Here is a 16,773-nt window from a genome sequence, read left to right as displayed (position 1 = left end):
TAGCTGGAATCTGGGTTCAGACACGGTATACTCCACGTTCTACAATGGAGCTAGCCTTTACATGTTCGATATTCTTCTGAACCACTCTGATTTTTTACTTATCAATAAGCACCCCGGTGTCAGCGTCCACAAAGACGATGGCGATACTATGTTGCTTCAAGAAGTGGCTAAGGTAATCAATGAACCTAAGCTGTATCTCGTTCATCGCCTTGATAAAATGACCTCAGGCATTCTGCTGCTAGCAAAGAATTCTTCAGCGGCGAGTGAGCTTTCACAGCTTTTCGCAAAGCGTGAAGTGGAAAAGTACTACCTTGCGATTGGCTCTAAGAAGCCGAAGAAAAAGCAGGGTTTGATTTCTGGAGATATGGAGCGTTCACGACGCTCTAGCTGGAAACTACTGACCAGTAAAGAAAACCCAGCGATTACCCAGTTTTTATCAGCAACGGCTGAACCCGGTGAGCGCCTGCTTTTATGCAAACCCTATACGGGGCGAACTCACCAGATCCGTGTCGCGATGAAGTCGATCGGTTCCGCTATTGTTGGTGACCCTATTTACAATCCATCGAGTGAGGCGGACAGAGGCTATCTGCATGCCTTCGCGATTCGATTTACCTATCAATCACAAGCCTACGAATATGTCTGCGACCCAAGGAGCTTAGACTCTTTAGGAGAGAAGTGGCATCAAGAAACCGTCTCTAACGGTTTGGACAGTTGGCTTGAACCTTGGTCATTAACTTGGCCAAAGCTAAACACTAAGTGAGTGAAATAATGGAAGCATCAGCTTTACCTCTGTTTTTTAGTCATATTGAACAGCAACTTAATGAAGTACCGAATGAACTGCGTCGTATCTTTCACGGTCGTGGTAAGTTTTGGCCAGGTCTAGAGCAACTGACATGTGATTGGGTTGATGGGCAGCTACTGGTTAACGTATTCAAAGAAGTAGACGATGAGTTCTTGTCATCTCTTAAAGCTGGATTGGTTGAGCAGACCAATAAAGACATCTGGCAAGCAAAGAAGGGCACAAGTATTGTTCTGCAACACCGTTATGCCGATGGTGCGCCTTCAGAAGTGCTGTGGGGCGAGCTAAACGACTCTCCAATCGTGGTTGAGCACGGTCTTAAATATCAGCTCGACATTGGCCGTAATCAGAACTTCGGTTTGTTCCTAGACATGCGTAACGGTCGTCAGTGGGTACAAGATAATGCCAAGGGTAAGAATGTTCTTAACTTGTTCGCATACACTTGTGGCTTCTCTGTCGCAGCTATCGCTGGTGGCGCTCGCCAGTGCATGAACGTGGACATGTCACGTGGCTCGCTAAACAAAGGCCGTGATAATCACCGTTTAAATGACCACGACATGCGCTCAGTGAATTTCCTTGGTTACGACATCTTTAAGTCATGGGGAAAAATTAAGAAAGGCGGCCCTTACGAGTTGGTTATCATCGATCCGCCTTCATTCCAAAAAGGCAGCTTTGCGTTAACTAAAGACTACAAAAAGATCTTACGTCGATTACCTGAGCTTCTAACAGAAGGTGGTGAAGTGATTGCGTGTGTTAACTCACCAGCGGTTTCTCCTAACTTCCTTATCGAGACGATGGCAGAAGAAGCGCCAAACGTTGAGTTTATCGAGCGTCTAGACAACCCGCCTGAGTTTGTGGATGTCGACCTTGATTCAAGTCTTAAGGTACTGAGGTTTAAGATTAGCGCTTCTGCTGACGCCTAATTGATTTTATACATCAGTTAAAAAAACGCCGCTCATATTGAGCGGCGTTTTTGTATCTTGGTTTTGTCGTTAGAATGCTAGCTCTCTTGCTGAGTCTTGAGGGTTTGGAACCCAAAATAAATTCTCATAAATGTAGTCAGCCAACATGCCGCACCAAAGGTGTAAGCAATAACTGCAAAGTGTTGAGGCCAAATACAAAAGGCAATGAAACAGGCGATGGTCTCTGTGCCTTCAGTTAAACCAGACATGTAGTAGAGCGATTTGTGTTTATAAACGGGGTTCTCGATGCCTCGTTTGCCTGCCATCACCGCAAACGCCAAAAAGCTGCTGCCTGTGCCGATAAAAGAGAAGATCAAAAATGCACCAGCAATAGCGTTGTGCTCAGGGCTCGCTATCACAAAACCAAAAGGAATCAGCGAATAGAAAAGGAAATCTAGGCTGATATCAAGGAAGCCGCCCGCATCGCTAATGCCTTGGATTCGAGCCAAAGCGCCATCAAGTCCATCACACACTCGGTTGAATACAATGAAGCCTAACGCCCACTCATATTGTTGAAATGCTAACGCAGGAAACGCTAAACAACCGATTAAAAATCCGAACAGAGTGGTTTGGTTCGCTGTGATACCGATTTGATTCAGTACCTTTGCTGATTGGTTTAACGGCCACTTAATGACCTTGATTGAGTACTTATCCAGCATTGTGACTTCTCCATGGCCAAGACAGTACTTGAGCCCCTTGAGGCACATCTGCGTCGTCGTGCGTCACCATCAGCGTAGGGATGTTGGCTTTTGTCAGCTGTTCAAACACCCAATCACGAAACTGTGCTCTGAGCTCTTGGTCTAATTTACTGAATGGTTCATCAAGCAAAGCCAATTTAGGTTTAGCCAAAAGCATACGAGTTAAGCTTATTCTCGCCCGTTGGCCGCCGGAGATTTGATCGGGGAAGGACTCAGCTAAATGAGTTAATTCAATGTCTTTTAACGCCGCCATTGCTTGTTGCTGGCGAGCTGAGCCTTTAACAGAGTTAGGTAATGAGAATGCCAAGTTTTCCCACACTTTTAGATGAGGGAATAGCAAGTCATCTTGAAACAAAATACCGACCTGACGTTGATGTGATGGGAGTTCATCGAGCTGAATATCGTTCAAAACAACAGTGCCAGAGTATGAAAACTCTTCATTCAGGTGCCCAGCAACGGCATCTAATAAAGTCGATTTTCCGCAGCCGCTCGGCCCCATCAAAGCCAGTACTTGGCCAGATTCTAATGTTACGTTTAGCGCTGAAAACAGCGATTCACCATCGTTCTTATGGATGGCGAGGTCGTTGAGGTACAGACTCATTACTTAGGAAACCCTTAAAAGTAAGACGGCGATATCTGAGTTGAAGTCGGCTGACTAATATCGCTAAAGAGAAAAAGAATAGAGGCAATAAGGCCTGCCAAATGGCGTAAATAGCGGTCACTCTGCGGTCGAAACCACTCGTTAGCGCAACAGCTTCAGTGGTGATTGTGCTAATGCGACCCGCGCCAAGCATTAATGTTGGTAAGTATTGAGCCAAACTCACACTGATCCCGACCGCCCAAGCGAAAGCAATGGCAGGTAACAAGATCGGCAGCTTGATGGAGTACCAACTTTGAAATGGCGACTTGCCCAAGCTGAGTGACGCTTTAATGAGTCCATCATTGAAGCTCTTCCAAGGCCCGTCTAAAGATAGGTACACAAATGGAAAGGCGAAGAATACGTGTGCCCAAATCACCCAGAATTCATAAGCGCTGCTGCCGATATAAAGCGTGGTGACTTGCATACCGAACAACACGGAGAGCTGAGGGATCAACATTGGGATCGCGATAATAAAGCCCGGAACTTGCCACTTGTATTTGATTCGATATTCGTGAGCAACCAGCGCAAGTATTAGAGCTACAGAAGCGGCAATAAGCCCAATCCATAAGCTTTGTCCGACGGTACTCATGATGCCATCCCACTCGAACTCCCAGAAACGCATGCTATATCGGCTAGGGAGTAGGTCAGGGAAACGCCAACGTTGGGCAACACTCCAAATTACCATCAATGGAATGATCAGCAGTGACAACGCAGCGAGAACAGTAAAGACGGTTTTCCCCGGAAGGTTTGCCCCTGTTCTGCCTGAATATTGCCAAGTTCGAAAGTACTTCAAAACTGCCCATTCGATTAAACGCGCTAAGGCGATGATCAACGACGCTAAACCAAATAGAACAATGGCTCCGGCTGCTGCTCGTGGCAGTAGGTTAAGGTCTGGATCGTTAAACCATTGCCATACTAGTACTGCAAAGGTCGGAGGGTTCGTTGGGCCAATGATCAAAGCAATATCAACAACCGATACGCTGTAAGCGAGTACCGCAAGCATTGGGAAACGAAGCTTAGTAAACCATTGTGGGAAAATACACTTCCACCAAATCTGAGAGCGACTGTAGCCTAGTGAAGCACTCACCTTAGTGATACGTTCCACATCGATTTGTTGAAGTATCGATATGCTCATCAGCAACAAGAAAGGGACTTCTTTGAGTGCGAGCATAATGATGAGGCCAAAAGCGTATGGGTCTTTAACCAACAAAGCCAATTCAGAACTCGTCGCCGATTCACCGAGTAGGTGATGTACGGCTCTCGCTCCAAGGCCTGTTGGGCTGAATAGGAAAGCAAAGCCAATAGCGAAAGCCACATGTGGAATAGCCAACATTGGCGACAACGTCAGCTCAATCTTTCTCCAAAACTTGTTTCCCCAAGAGGCTTGAAGAATACAAAAGGTAAGAAAGCAGGCGATGTAGCTACTCGCGATCGCAGAGCTTAGGCTTAAACCGATGGAGTGCCAAGCACCTTCCCATTGGAAGACTTGGCTAAAACCGTTGAGAGAGGGCTCATCTAAACCTAGGGGCGGGATAAAACTCAGTGACGAGGCCACCACTCCCGCTACCCCAGGAACCGTAGGGATAATGCATACCACTATAACAACAAAATATAGAGCGCGTAGCATCAAGCTTAGTTACCGTATCGCTTAAGCCACTCTTTCTCGAGCGCGTTTTGCCAGCTTGGGTGTGGTTCATCAACTGACTTAAATTGCTGAGTATTTTTAGCACTTCCGGTTAGGTATTTACTGCTCAAGACTGAAGGATCGCCCCAAACATTAAGGTCACCCTTACGAGATTGCGCTTCTGGGCTCAATAGGAAGTTAATGGTCACTTGAGCGCCTGCCGTTGCATTGGCATTCCAAGGGATCGCAAGGAAGTGAATGTTAGATAAAGCGCCGCTTTCTAACGCATAAGCCTTGGTGGTTTCCGCTAAACGGCCACTTGCTTGCGCTGAATACACAGAGTTTGGATTGAATGTAATCGCGAGGTCGAGTTGCCCGTCATCCAGAAGTTGGATGCTTTCAGATGTGCCTGCAGGGAATTGTTTGCCACCGCGCCACGCCACTTTATGGAATTTGTCTAGGTAAGCCCAAAGTGGTGCTGTTACCGCTTGGAAGTTGTCTTCCGAAACAGGCTGAGCCAGCGCTGGGTTGTTATTTGTTAGCTCAATCAATAGAGACTTGATAAAGCTAGTGCCATGAAATTCAGGTGGGCGAGGGTAGCTCAAACGGTTTGGGAAAGCTTGAGCGTAGCTCAACATCTCTGAAAATGATTGTGGCGGGTTGTGTAGTGTCTCTTGGTCGTGAATGAACACAAGTTGTCCAACGCCCCAAGGTGCCTCAAGGCCTTCTGTTGGTTCAGAGAAGTCGACATCAATCGGTAAAGACTTATCGACGTACTGCCAGTTTGGAAGTGACTCTGTGAACGGGCCAAACAACAAAGCGTTGTCTTTCATCGAACGGAAGTTTTCGCCATTGATCCAAACGATATCAACACTGCCTTCGCTGTTCTTGCCTGCTGCTTTTTCTGCAAGTAAGCGAGTCGTGGTTTCTGCAATATCGGTTACTTTTACATGCTTTAAGGTAACACCGTAGTCACTCTGTAACTTCTTGCCTGCCCATTGTAGGTAACGATTGATCTCTTGGCTTCCGCCCCAAGCGTGAAAGTAGACAGTTTCTCCCTCTGCCTGCTGTTCTATTTGGTTCCAGCTATCGGTTGATGTTGCTTCATCAGCATAAATGGTTGCGCTGTATGCAACGGTTGCCATGATTCCTAACGTACTTACTATCTTGTTCATAAACTTTTCCATTTGGTAGTGAACGGGCAAGAGCATTGTATTTTCGAACTCCCTTGGCTGTGTTGGCCTTTCGTGGCTAACGAAATATCAACACGGCATAATAGTTATTCTATCTGTTTCTGAAATAATTTCTAATTCAATAGTAAATTCAATCAATTACTAGGGGCCTCTGCCATCCTACCAACAGACCGTTAAAGCGGTGAATTAATTGCACCTAAATGAGGTTTTTTTGATATTTATTGGAGGTTGGTACGAAAAGAAGGCGAGAAGTAGCGTTTTTAATGATTAGGTTTTGAGCAGGCAATAAAAAAGGAGCCGTGAAGGCTCCTTAAATCAATACCTGATGTCGATGACGGATTAGTTTACCCAGTCACGAATTGTGTACGTTAGTGTGTGTACATCGTTTTTCAGTACTAGCGTATCGTTAGTTAGCGTTACGTCGCTCCACTCGCTTAGAGTCGCTGAAACCGATTGTTCGATTTCCATCGCTGAGCCCTGACACATTTTCATTGTCATGCCCATTTGTTTGATACGGAATTGACCGTCTTTTAGTTCGCCCTGACCAAAGAAGTTGTTACAACCAGCCATGCCGTTTGCAGTCATCTTTTCGCCGATCTCTAGACGAGGTGTTGCTTGATGTTCGCTTTTCTCAATGTCCTTGCCATCAATTTGCGCAAGTTCCCAATTATGGTGCTGTAGATCGGTTGGTGTTACTTGCATAGCGTTATCACCTGTTGTTGTGCATGCTGCTAGCATCATAGGTAAAGCGGCTACTGCTAGTAATTTTTTTGAACTAAACTTCATATTATAAGGCTCCAAAGGAAAGAACGAAGTTACCGAATAAGTGTAACTTGATGGGTTCAAAGTATAGTTTACAAAACACTATATGTGTCAGTATAAGGTCATAGTTTAGTATGGATTTCATGAGCTAGGCGACAAATTAATCGCTTATTTTTGAATTAGTAAGCTTGATTTGGATGTGTAAGGAGATGTGGTGGAGCAGTTAGAGTTTTTCCAAGTTCCAAGCCCTTGCGTTGGGGTGTGCTCAAGCGATGAAAAAGGCTATTGCAATGGCTGTATGCGCAAAAGAGAAGAGCGTTTTAATTGGATGTCGATGACACCCGCTGAACAATTGCACGTGATAAAACTGTGTCGTCAGCGCTATAGAAGAAAAATAATGAAGCAAAACAACTTGGTTGGTCAGCCGGTAGACGAAGAGGGAAACACAAGTCCCCAGAGAGATCTTTTCGGTTAAAGAGGAAGTATTAAGATTTTATTTAACTCCGAAGTAACTATTACTTTACATAATGGTTGGGGTGTAATATTAAGATAGGTACCTTTGTACCAGAAGGAGTGGTGTCGGTATGAATAAAAAGGACGTAAGAATCAAAAAAAAACCAGTCAAAGCACTGGATAGAAAACCGATTGGGGCGAAAGATGACCCTGAAGAGAGCGCGCGTGATTGGCATTCAATGTCAGAAGAAGAACGAATGGAAATCCTTTCTCACCTTTCAGACATGCCTTTTCAATAACATCACTGGTTCATCAGAGTCTTTTCAACAGCAGCACTTTTTTAAACAAACATATGATTCGCTTTCGTTACACCTCGATGGTACGTACAAAATGTATCATCGGCTTCGGTGGTCTTACTATGAATCTTAATGTTTGTGATGACTTCAACAGCCCCTGCATCGTAACAAGCTTGTTCGGCCTTTTTGACGATATCGAGTAATTGGTTGAGTTCACCTTTCATGGTGGTTTCCATTGCGCCGACTTGGAATGGAACATCGGCCGCTTTTACCACTTCAATGGCTTTATCAACGACTTCGAAATTGTTGCCTTCTTTAACGCGAGGGATCACTTGGAAGGCAACCATCACTTCTTTTTCTCTTTTTAACTCAGACACTTTCTGCTTACTCAATGAAAGGAAATTGTTGCAGATGATAGGTTAATGCGGAGATAAATTCTACAGCGGTTAAGCTGGCGGCTTATTAGCTTATTAGCTTATTAGCGTATTTGCCTACTTGCTACCCCAGTGGTCGCTAACCCAACCACCTATGTGCTCATCAAAATGGCTGCCACTGAATCTCTGGTTACGTTCAACCGAAGTATCGCAGTCATCTTTGTTATCTATTAGGGTTTGTATGTAGTTTGCCATCGGGTCATTGCAACGTTGACGATCTCGGCGGGTTGCCACTTCCTTAATCAGTTGTAATCGATATGTAGAGCTAGCACGTTTCATTTCAATGACCTCCTGTTTTAGACACTAATAGAAAAATCTAGTTGCCAGATATAGGGGCGTCAACGTGATTTAAGAGTATTTTTTTTGAGCAACCAAGAATCAATACGTTGGCATCATAATTCACAAAAGTGTCATTTAAGTTGGCGTCTTTAGAACAGTTTTTGGGTGTGATTTTATGTTTGATTGCATATAAAAAAGCCCAGTAAAAACTGAGCTAATTATTCTATTTCTGGTTGCTTAGAGCTATTTCTGGTTACTTTGAGCTGTTTGGTTTGCTCTTAAATTGTTTGATGCTCTTCTTCTTTGCTGTTCGTCGGTTGGCCATTTTGTCTTTTGGCGGACGCTTACGAGCTGTTGATTCTGATGCAGGTTTATCAGTTACAGGGAAACCTTCCAACGATTGTAACGGAAGTGGCTTATTGGTCAGAGTTCGAATCGCATTGAGGTGCTCGTTTTCACTGTGGCTAACCAGTGAGATAGCACAGCCTGCGCTTCCTGCTCTCGCCGTTCTTCCTACGCGATGTACATAAGTTGCTGAATGAGAGGGCAACTCAAAGTTGATCACAACAGGCAGCTGATCAATATGGATGCCACGAGCCATCACATCGGTTGCGATCAGCACGCGAGTTTCGCCATTTTTGAAACTCTCTAATGCCTGCGCGCGCTCTTCTTGGCTCTTGTTGCCATGTAACGCACTCACGCTGATCTTAGCTTTGTTTAATCGCTTGGTTAATGCGTCAGCATTGTCTTTCGCGCCAATAAAAACCAACACCTGTGGCCATTGGTTTTGATTAAGTAGGGCAATCAGAGCTTGAGCCTTGCTGCCTTTGTTCACGAGATACAGTGTTTCTTCAATGGTTTCGACAACGCTGTTTTCTTGGTGAGTCGTGATCTTCTCTGGGGTTGATAAAAGCGTTTCAGCCTGATTAACCAACTCTGGAGGAAGTGTTGCTGAGAATAGCAATGACTGGCGCTTCGCTGGCAGAGCTTCGGTGATTGCTTGAATATCTGGCCAAAAGCCCATGTCGATTAATCGGTCGGCTTCATCAAGAACCAATGACATACATTGAGTTAACTCCAATTCGCCACTCTTGATAACAGCCAGCAAGCGCCCCGGTGTTGCGATAGCAAGCTGAGGTTTGGTTAACAATTGCTGCTGTTGGTCATCCGTGTTCACACCCCCCGTCAACGTAATCGTATTGATATTAAGAGCCGTTGCGATCGGCTCTAAAGACTCAGCGACTTGAGACGCAAGTTCACGTGTTGGAACGATAACCAGCGCTTGCAGTTCATTTACATCATGGTTGATGTTATTCAGCAAAGGTAAGCCAAACGCCAATGTTTTCCCGCTACCCGTTTGAGCCAAGGCCAGCACGTCTTTCCCTGCAATAATCGTAGGAATTACCGCTTGTTGTATCTCTGTCGGTTTATCGAATTGAGATGGTATCGCCGCGACGGTTTTTGCGTTAAGGGTTAGGTTATCAAATGACATAAATGAACCAAGTATCAAAAGGGAGGTGGAGTCTAACAGGGCTACAAATGTTAGAAAATCAGTTTTGTAACGTTAGACCATAAACGCTCTTATTATATTCGCTAATTTCGTTTGTTAGCCATACGCGTTAATTAAACGTTGAGCATATTGTAATGGCATTGAATGGACGTACAATGACCGCCTCAAAAATGATACGTAAAAAGAGATAGAAATGAGTTGGGATAGTATCTGGCTGTTCATTGTCATAGTGTTTTTTATTGCCATTATTCCTGGCCCTAACGCATTGTTAGTATTAAGCACAGCGTTGACGCAAAGGAAGCTGTTCGCGTTTGTGAATGTGTTAGGTGTGTCTTGCGGTTTCTTTTTCCACGCTTTTATCTCAGCCAATGGCATAAGCTTGTTGTTGTCAAAAACACCAATGGCGTTTGAAGGGCTGAAGTTGGCCGGGGTTTTGTATCTCATCTGGCTTGGTTACAACCATTTTCGGGCGGCATTGCGTGCTCAAGAGGGTGTGCTTTCTGTGGTGAGTGCATCGGGGAGTAAGCTTTATCATCAGTTCTTGAAGGGGCTATTGACCAATCTACTTAACCCTAAAATTGTGTTGTTTTATCTCTCGATATTCCCTCAGTTCGTTACCACAGATACGATTGTGTCAGACAGCCTAATGCTTGGTGGGATTCAAGCGATAGTGGTGTCGACGTGGTTCTTGGCCGTGATCTTAATGGCGGATACGTTTAAGCGCTTGTTGGTTCAAAAGCGTACCTCTCAAATGATGAACATGGTTTGTGGTGTGCTATTTGTGGGTTTCAGCATTCAGCTGGCTTTGTTTCAGCTCTAGGTTTAAAGCTTGATAGAAGCGTTAACAGATACGACTCATATCTCACTTTTCACTGAATCTTAGGGAATCCTTGTCTCTCTGCATAAATGCCTAAAGCATTAGGTTATAAAGTCGATATAATAATCAGATATTAATTTGGTGAATGTATTAATTTGAAGCCAAATTGAAGATTAAGAATGGCCATTGCTGATGATAACTGAAGCAAACGGTCAGCTCGCTTTAAAGAATAACAGAGACAGGGAGTCACTAATGCGTGAAGAGTCATTCACCCAGAAACGCAAATATTACCGTTTAAAGTACCCTCAAAAGGCACGTCCGGTGATGCGAATTAAGGATGAGCTTTTTCATGTCAGTGAAGTGTCTGAAAAGGGCGTCCGCCTGATGATGCGTAATATCATTCCTGTTTATCGCGGTTTTTCAATGGCAGGCACCCTAAGGTTGCATGACAACAACAGTATTGATATTAGCGGTGCCGTATTGCGACAAGAAGGTGACGAAGTGATCGTTCAGTTATCACAAGGTCCAAGCTTCAAAGATATGGTCTCAGAACAACGCCACATCAGACAGCGATACCCAGTATTTTTTGCAAGCCTCAGAGTGGCATAGAAAGCTTTTAAAGTTAGATACCTTAAAGCTCGACTCTCTCATCAAAGCCGATATTAAAAAGCCCAGCACTTTCTCAAGTGCTGGGCTTTACTATATGTAAGCAAACTAACTATATGGACAAACTAAGGAGCTAAGTTTGTCTTATGGTTCGTTTTATAGCTCGTCTACTGTTGCCCAAACTGCGGCTAGCATGTCGTGACCAAATGCAACGCTGCGCTCTGGAGACCAACCGTACAGTTCGTCAGCGTGGCTGATGTGATCTTTAAATGGCATCTCGACTGTGTAAGCTAAACACTTGAACTGCTCACCAATCCAGTTTGTGCCAACCGTCATATTCGCTTTGCCCGGTTCGTCTTTATCGTAACCAAACTCATCTTGGAACTCTGGTGTGATCGTCAGCAGTGCTTGCTTGAAGTGATTTTCTAGTTTAGCAATGCGCTCGTTGTATGAAGGCGTGCCTTCGCTACCTGCTACAAAGTTATATGGGATCGCTTCGTCGCCGTGAATGTCTAGACACATGTCAACGCCCGTTTCTAGCATGCGCTCACGAACAAGGAATACTTCTGGGCTACGTTCCATAGAAGGCGATTGCCATTCACGGTTCAGGTTAACGCCAATCGCATTAGTACGAAGGTGACCGCGGATGCTGCCATCTGGGTTCATGTTAGGAACAACGCGGAAAACAACGCTGTCTAGCAGAGAGCGACCTACTGTGTCAGTTTCATCAAGCAGACGTTGAAGTAGACCTTCGATCAACCATTCAGCCATAGTCTCGCCAGGGTGTTGGCGACCTATAACCCAAATGTTTTTCTTTTCTTCACTTGGCTCACCAATGGTTAGCAAAGTGATGTCATTGTTGTCTAGCGTGTGGCCCAGAGTTTCAAGCTTACAAGCTGGGTGCGTTTGCGCGCTGTGCAGAAGATCTTGGTGACGATCGTATGAGTATGGGGCGAAGTACGCGAAGTACATTGAATCGTGCTCCGGAATGATGTCGAAGCTTAGTGTGTCACCATCGAACTGAGATGGAATACGGAACCACTCTTCGCGGTCGTACGATGCAACCACATCGTAATCTTTCCAGCCTTCAGGGTATGCAGACGTTGCCAATTGACCGATTTCGAAGTGGTGTGCTTGTTGAGCATCGCTTTCTAAACGGAAGTGGAACCACTGAGAGATTTCAGTCTGGTTGTCTGCTGGGATAGTCAGTTGAATGTTTTGTGGTGAATCTGCTGAAACGACGTGAATATTGCCGCTTTCGAAATTGCTGAAAATTTTCATTGTAGTTTTTATCTCGTAGTTGAGTTGCCGTAAGACTAGCACACTTTTTTTCGAGCAAACCACTAACTAAATCGTAATGAGATGTTATTTCAACTATCTACTTTTTCGTCGTCTATTTTTCAACAACCCACTTTCCAACTATCGACGTTGGCAAGTGGTACACCCACGACAGGCAGAACGTGTGTGGCGATCTAACTTGCTACGTTGCACCTTGCAATAAGCGTTTTTTAGCGCTCTTCGTCCAGAAAACCAATCATCAGGTTTCGCAAGAATCAGATAACCATTAAATCGTTTCACAAGCTCGATTCTGTTCTGATCGATGAACTTGCTATCAAACCCAATTTCAAAGTAATCAAGCGCTTGTTCGATGGAGGTGAAACTCGCTATTTTTTGCTGGAATTCTGTCTGGTTCATGGAGTGAAGCGTTTATGAAAAGAATTAGCCGACATTGTATTAGATTTACAATTTACTTCTTTGATTTGGGAGCGAGTTTAGCGTCTTTATTGTTGGATTAATTAGTTAGCAGAATTCAATGTGCGCCTTGTATTTGTTGGGTGATTGGGTTGTTAGGGCGCTAATTTTTCAAAGTGACATTAAGCTCTCAGAAAGGTTCATTTTTTGTTCCTCAGATTGCGATTAATGATCCAAATCAAACAGGCCTACCCCTAAAGTACTATTCTGATCGCAATTGTAACCAATTGTTGAAGATGATTAAAAATTATGACAATAAAAAAACGTTATATCGCACTAATAGCGGCGGTTGGTATAGGCATTGGCTGGTTAACTTTAGGGGGAACTGCAGCCGTTATGCACTATACATCGAGCACTGAGTTTTGTGTTTCTTGCCACACGATGGAAACACCCCATAAAGAATACCAAGGTTCGGTTCACTTCAGTAACGCAAAAGGCATTAGAGCTGAGTGTGCCGATTGCCATATCCCAACAGATCCGATTGACTACGTGATCACCAAAGTAAGAGCGTCTAAAGACATCTATCACGAATTCATCTCAGGTAAGATCGACACGCCTGAAAAATACGAAGCACACCGTGAAGAGATGGCCGAAACAGTATGGGCTCAATTCCGTGAAAATGATTCAGCGACATGTCGCTCTTGTCACGATTTCGATGCTATGGAAGAGTTTGAGCAATCTCGTGATGCGGCGAAAATGCACGCTTACGGGAAAGAGAACAACCAAACGTGTATCGACTGTCATAAAGGCGTAGCGCACTTTGCCCCAGAAGCTCAGCTAGACAGCAAAGCCTTCGATACCCTGATTGCCTTTACCAAAAATACGCCAGCAGATGCGAAAGTGGTTTACCCCGTCACTGATATCGCAATGGGCGAATTTGGTAACCTAAATCCAACAGCAAAACTAGAAGTGGTTAAAGCTGAAGGCGACAACCGTACTGTGACTCTGAATGCGTTCCAAATGAAAGGCGCAGAGCAAGTGCTTTACTTCGGTGAAGGTCAACGTGCGATCGTTGCGACATTAACAGACAAAGGTCAAGAAGCACTGACTACTGGTGAATACGAAGCCGATGCTTATGGTAACGAATGGCGTTCTGTTGCGTTGACGGGTGATATTACTTCGCCAGTTGTCGATAGCCTAGACCCAATCTGGTCTTACGCAGAAGAGTTAGACAACGTCTACTGTTCGACTTGTCACGCAAAAATTCCTGGTGAGCACTTCACTGTTAACGCTTGGGGACCAGTAGCTAAAGGTATGGGAGCTCGAACAGATATCTCAGAACAAAACCTTGAACTTCTGACTAAGTACTTCCAAAACCACGCGAAAGACGTTGTTGGCCACTAATAGTAAGGAATAAAAAATGACAGATATTACACGTCGCGGATTCTTAAAAGGCACAGGTATCACTGCTGGTGCGATGGCGTTTACATCGTTCTCTCCAATGTCAGTAGCTTCGTCAAACACGCGTGGTAAAGGGGTTCTAACGGCAGGTCGTATGGGACCAATGCTGTGTGAAGTGAAAGATGGCAAGTTAGTGTCGACCACGAATGCGGTACCTCAAACCGTTTTTAACAGCCTTCAAACCACAGGCCCAGATCAAGTACACACCAAAGCGCGTATTAAATACCCTATGGTACGCAAGAGCTACTTAGATAACCCGTTAGCGCCTAAAGCAGAGCGCGGTAGCGATGAGTTTGTTCGCGTATCTTGGGAGGAAGCTTACAAACTAATACACGAACAACATATGCGTATTCGTGCAAATAACACCCCAGATGCAATTTTCGCAGGTTCATACGGTTGGCGTTCAAGTGGTGTGCTTCATAAGGCACAGACTTTACTTCAGCGTTACATGGGCATGGCTGGTGGTTACTCTGGTCACATGGGCGATTACTCAACAGGTGCTGCGCAAGTTATCATGCCGCACGTTGTGGGCTCGATTGAAGTATATGAGCAACAAACAACGCACCCGATGGTGCTAGAACACAGTGATGTTGTTGTGCTATGGGGCCTAAACCCAATGAACACTTTGAAGATCGCTTGGAGTTCTACAGATTGCTCAGGCTTAGAGTTCTTCCATCAGTTGAAGAAGTCGGGCAAAACGGTTATCGCTATCGACCCAATGCGTTCTGAAACTATCGAGTTCTTTGGCGACAACGCTGAGTGGATTGCTCCACACCCAATGACCGATGTTGCGATGTTGATGGGTATTGCTCATACGTTAGTTATAAAAGGTAAACACGACCGAACATTCATCGAAAAATACACGACTGGCTATGATGTTTTCGAAGATTACCTAATGGGTAAAGAAGACGGCGTAGTGAAAGACGCACAGTGGGCGTCAAGCGTGTGTGGTGTGCCAGCTAAACAGCTTGAATTGCTGGCTGATATTTTCAGCAGCAACCGCACAATGTTGATGGCAGGTTGGGGTATTCAACGTCAACAGTTTGGTGAACAACGCCACTGGATGTTAGTAACTCTTGCTGCAATGCTTGGTCAGATTGGTTTGCCAGGTGGTGGCTTCGGCTTCTCTTACCACTACTCTAATGGCGGCAACCCATCTCGCGATGCTGGCGTATTGCCTGCAATGTCCGCGTCTTTAGGTGCTGTAGCAGGTAGTGATGAGCGAGGTTGGTCAGCGACGGGTAAGGTGATTAACTCATTCCCTGTTGCTCGTATTGTAGAAGCCCTAGAAAATCCGGGCAAAGCGTACAAACATAATGGCCATGATCGTGTGTTCCCAGATATCAAAATGATTTGGTGGGCGGGCGGTGGTAATTTCACTCACCACCAAGACACCAACCGCTTGATTAAAGCGTGGCAGAAACCGGAATTGGTTGTTATTTCTGAAATCTACTGGACCGCAGCTGCGAAGCATGCAGATATTGTTTTGCCTATTACAACATCGTTTGAACGTAATGACCTGACGATGACTGGCGACTACAGTAACCAGCACCTAGTACCAATGAAGAAAGCGGTTGAGCCACAAGGTGAAGCGCGTAATGACTTCGATGTATTTGCAGACATGGCAGAGCTATTGGCTCCAGGTGGTCATGAAGTATATACCGAAGGCAAAACTGAAATGGAATGGTTGTACCAATTCTACAAAGCTGCTCAACAAGGTGGCCGCGCTGCACGCGTTGCTATGCCGAACTTCAGCAAGTTTTGGGAAGACAATCAACTGATCGAAATGAAGTGGAACGAGAAGAACGCACAGTTTGTTCGTTACGCTGACTTCCGAGAGAATCCAATCATGAACCCACTAGGTACACCAAGTGGTAAGATTGAAATATTCTCGAAAACGATTGAAGGTTACAAGCTTGATGATTGTCCTCCACATCCAACTTGGATGGAGCCAACAGAGTACACCGGCAATGCTAAAGATGGCGAACTGCAATTGATGACAGCGCATGCGGCGCACCGTCTACATAGTCAGTTCAACTACGCGAAGATTCGTGAAGAGTATGCGATCGCAGACCGCGAGCCGATTTCAATCCACCCTGAAGACGCAAAAGCGCGTGGCATTAAAACGGGTGATTTGGTTCGTGCACACAATGGTCGTGGCCAAGTATTGGTTGGCGCACTAGTGACTGATGGCATCAAACAAGGCTCTGTATGTATCCATGAAGGTGGTTGGCCAGATTTAGATAAAGATACAGGCCTATGTAAAAACGGCGGCTGTAACGTACTTACGTTGGATATTCCGACCTCTCGTTTGGCAAATGGTTGTGCAGCGAACTCTGCGCTTGTGAAAATTGAAAAATACACAGGCCCAGTATTAGAACTGACAGCATTTGATCCACCTAAAAATGGCTAATCTTTAACGAGAAATAGCTAATTGAACGAAGCCAGCCTAACCGCTGGCTTTTTTTATGATCTTTTTTGCGATGGAAAGACTATTACTGTGTGTCGAGTAGACACCTGATAATAATCAACGACATCAAAGCAAGA

18 protein-coding genes are annotated in these 16,773 nt (G+C 44.9%); 8 read left to right on the top strand and 10 right to left on the bottom strand.

The window, feature by feature from the left end:
* Window positions 1-61: 61 nt before the first annotated feature.
* Window positions 62-760 (top strand): TIGR01621 family pseudouridine synthase, encoded by a 699-nt coding sequence (locus L1D37_RS04125; RefSeq protein WP_239846970.1) that lies wholly within the window; start codon window positions 62-64, stop codon window positions 758-760.
* Window positions 761-768: 8 nt separating this feature from the next.
* The gene (locus L1D37_RS04120; RefSeq protein WP_239846969.1) at window positions 769-1,722 is read left to right on the top strand and encodes a class I SAM-dependent methyltransferase; all 954 of its coding nucleotides are present in this window, start codon (window positions 769-771) and stop codon (window positions 1,720-1,722) included.
* Between the two features lie 77 nt (window positions 1,723-1,799).
* On the opposite strand, the gene L1D37_RS04115 is transcribed toward L1D37_RS04120, so the two are convergent.
* From L1D37_RS04115 to L1D37_RS04095, 5 genes are all read right to left on the bottom strand, one after another.
* Window positions 1,800-2,420, bottom strand: coding sequence for a CDP-alcohol phosphatidyltransferase family protein (locus L1D37_RS04115; protein WP_239846967.1), 621 nt, complete (start codon window positions 2,418-2,420; stop codon window positions 1,800-1,802).
* Complete coding sequence (locus L1D37_RS04110; RefSeq protein ID WP_239846966.1) at window positions 2,410-3,060, bottom strand: ATP-binding cassette domain-containing protein; 651 nt, start codon at window positions 3,058-3,060, stop codon at window positions 2,410-2,412. Before L1D37_RS04110 ends, L1D37_RS04115 begins: the two co-directional genes overlap by 11 nt.
* Window positions 3,026-4,726 (bottom strand): thiamine ABC transporter permease, encoded by a 1,701-nt coding sequence (locus L1D37_RS04105; RefSeq protein WP_239846964.1) that lies wholly within the window; start codon window positions 4,724-4,726, stop codon window positions 3,026-3,028. Before L1D37_RS04105 ends, L1D37_RS04110 begins: the two co-directional genes overlap by 35 nt.
* 5 nt (window positions 4,727-4,731) lie before the next feature.
* Complete coding sequence (locus L1D37_RS04100; RefSeq protein ID WP_132935844.1) at window positions 4,732-5,898, bottom strand: ABC transporter substrate-binding protein; 1,167 nt, start codon at window positions 5,896-5,898, stop codon at window positions 4,732-4,734.
* Window positions 5,899-6,255: 357 nt separating this feature from the next.
* On the bottom strand, window positions 6,256-6,702 hold the full coding sequence (locus L1D37_RS04095; protein WP_017630066.1) for an META domain-containing protein: 447 nt from the start codon (window positions 6,700-6,702) through the stop codon (window positions 6,256-6,258).
* 190 nt (window positions 6,703-6,892) lie between these two features.
* Between L1D37_RS04095 and L1D37_RS04090 the strand changes: the two genes are divergently transcribed.
* Complete coding sequence (locus tag L1D37_RS04090; protein WP_132935845.1) at window positions 6,893-7,153, top strand: DUF1289 domain-containing protein; 261 nt, start codon at window positions 6,893-6,895, stop codon at window positions 7,151-7,153.
* A 109-nt stretch (window positions 7,154-7,262) separates the two neighbouring features.
* Window positions 7,263-7,430, top strand: coding sequence for a hypothetical protein (locus L1D37_RS04085; protein WP_017630068.1), 168 nt, complete (start codon window positions 7,263-7,265; stop codon window positions 7,428-7,430).
* 41 nt (window positions 7,431-7,471) lie between these two features.
* On the opposite strand, the gene L1D37_RS04080 is transcribed toward L1D37_RS04085, so the two are convergent.
* The 3 genes from L1D37_RS04080 to L1D37_RS04070 form a co-directional block, all read right to left on the bottom strand.
* Entirely contained in the window at window positions 7,472-7,774 is a 303-nt protein-coding gene (locus L1D37_RS04080) for a thiamine-binding protein (RefSeq protein ID WP_017065764.1), read from the bottom strand.
* A 144-nt stretch (window positions 7,775-7,918) separates the two neighbouring features.
* A complete protein-coding gene (locus tag L1D37_RS04075) occupies window positions 7,919-8,140 on the bottom strand; it encodes a hypothetical protein (protein WP_048658349.1) in 222 nt (73 codons plus the stop codon).
* A gap of 253 nt (window positions 8,141-8,393) precedes the next feature.
* Complete coding sequence (locus L1D37_RS04070) at window positions 8,394-9,632, bottom strand: DEAD/DEAH box helicase (RefSeq protein WP_239846963.1); 1,239 nt, start codon at window positions 9,630-9,632, stop codon at window positions 8,394-8,396.
* A 211-nt stretch (window positions 9,633-9,843) separates the two neighbouring features.
* On the opposite strand from L1D37_RS04070, the gene L1D37_RS04065 reads away from it, so the two are divergent.
* The gene (locus L1D37_RS04065; RefSeq protein WP_239846962.1) at window positions 9,844-10,470 is read left to right on the top strand and encodes a LysE family translocator; all 627 of its coding nucleotides are present in this window, start codon (window positions 9,844-9,846) and stop codon (window positions 10,468-10,470) included.
* Between the two features lie 249 nt (window positions 10,471-10,719).
* Complete coding sequence (locus tag L1D37_RS04060; protein WP_017630073.1) at window positions 10,720-11,076, top strand: hypothetical protein; 357 nt, start codon at window positions 10,720-10,722, stop codon at window positions 11,074-11,076.
* Between the two features lie 153 nt (window positions 11,077-11,229).
* Here the strand turns inward: L1D37_RS04060 and L1D37_RS04055 are convergent, their stop codons facing one another.
* Together L1D37_RS04055 and L1D37_RS04050 are read right to left on the bottom strand one after the other, a co-directional pair.
* On the bottom strand, window positions 11,230-12,354 hold the full coding sequence (locus tag L1D37_RS04055) for a M14-type cytosolic carboxypeptidase (RefSeq protein WP_239846961.1): 1,125 nt from the start codon (window positions 12,352-12,354) through the stop codon (window positions 11,230-11,232).
* A 138-nt stretch (window positions 12,355-12,492) separates the two neighbouring features.
* Window positions 12,493-12,768, bottom strand: a complete 276-nt coding sequence (locus L1D37_RS04050) for a nitrogenase-stabilizing/protective protein NifW (protein WP_060467990.1) — start codon at window positions 12,766-12,768, stop codon at window positions 12,493-12,495.
* A 306-nt stretch (window positions 12,769-13,074) separates the two neighbouring features.
* On the opposite strand from L1D37_RS04050, the gene L1D37_RS04045 reads away from it, so the two are divergent.
* Both L1D37_RS04045 and L1D37_RS04040 read left to right on the top strand, forming a co-directional pair.
* Window positions 13,075-14,169 carry a NapC/NirT family cytochrome c gene (locus L1D37_RS04045; protein ID WP_176681597.1) on the top strand — a complete coding sequence of 365 codons (1,095 nt, stop codon included), beginning with the start codon at window positions 13,075-13,077 and terminating at the stop codon, window positions 14,167-14,169.
* A gap of 16 nt (window positions 14,170-14,185) precedes the next feature.
* Complete coding sequence (locus L1D37_RS04040) at window positions 14,186-16,639, top strand: molybdopterin guanine dinucleotide-containing S/N-oxide reductase (protein WP_176681596.1); 2,454 nt, start codon at window positions 14,186-14,188, stop codon at window positions 16,637-16,639.
* The last annotated feature ends 134 nt before the right edge of the window (window positions 16,640-16,773 follow it).

Origin of the sequence: Vibrio sp. Isolate33 (assembly GCF_022397895.1) — a bacterium.
In the GTDB taxonomy this organism is placed as follows: domain Bacteria; phylum Pseudomonadota; class Gammaproteobacteria; order Enterobacterales; family Vibrionaceae; genus Vibrio; species Vibrio pomeroyi.
This window is presented reverse-complemented; position numbering and strand designations above follow the sequence as displayed.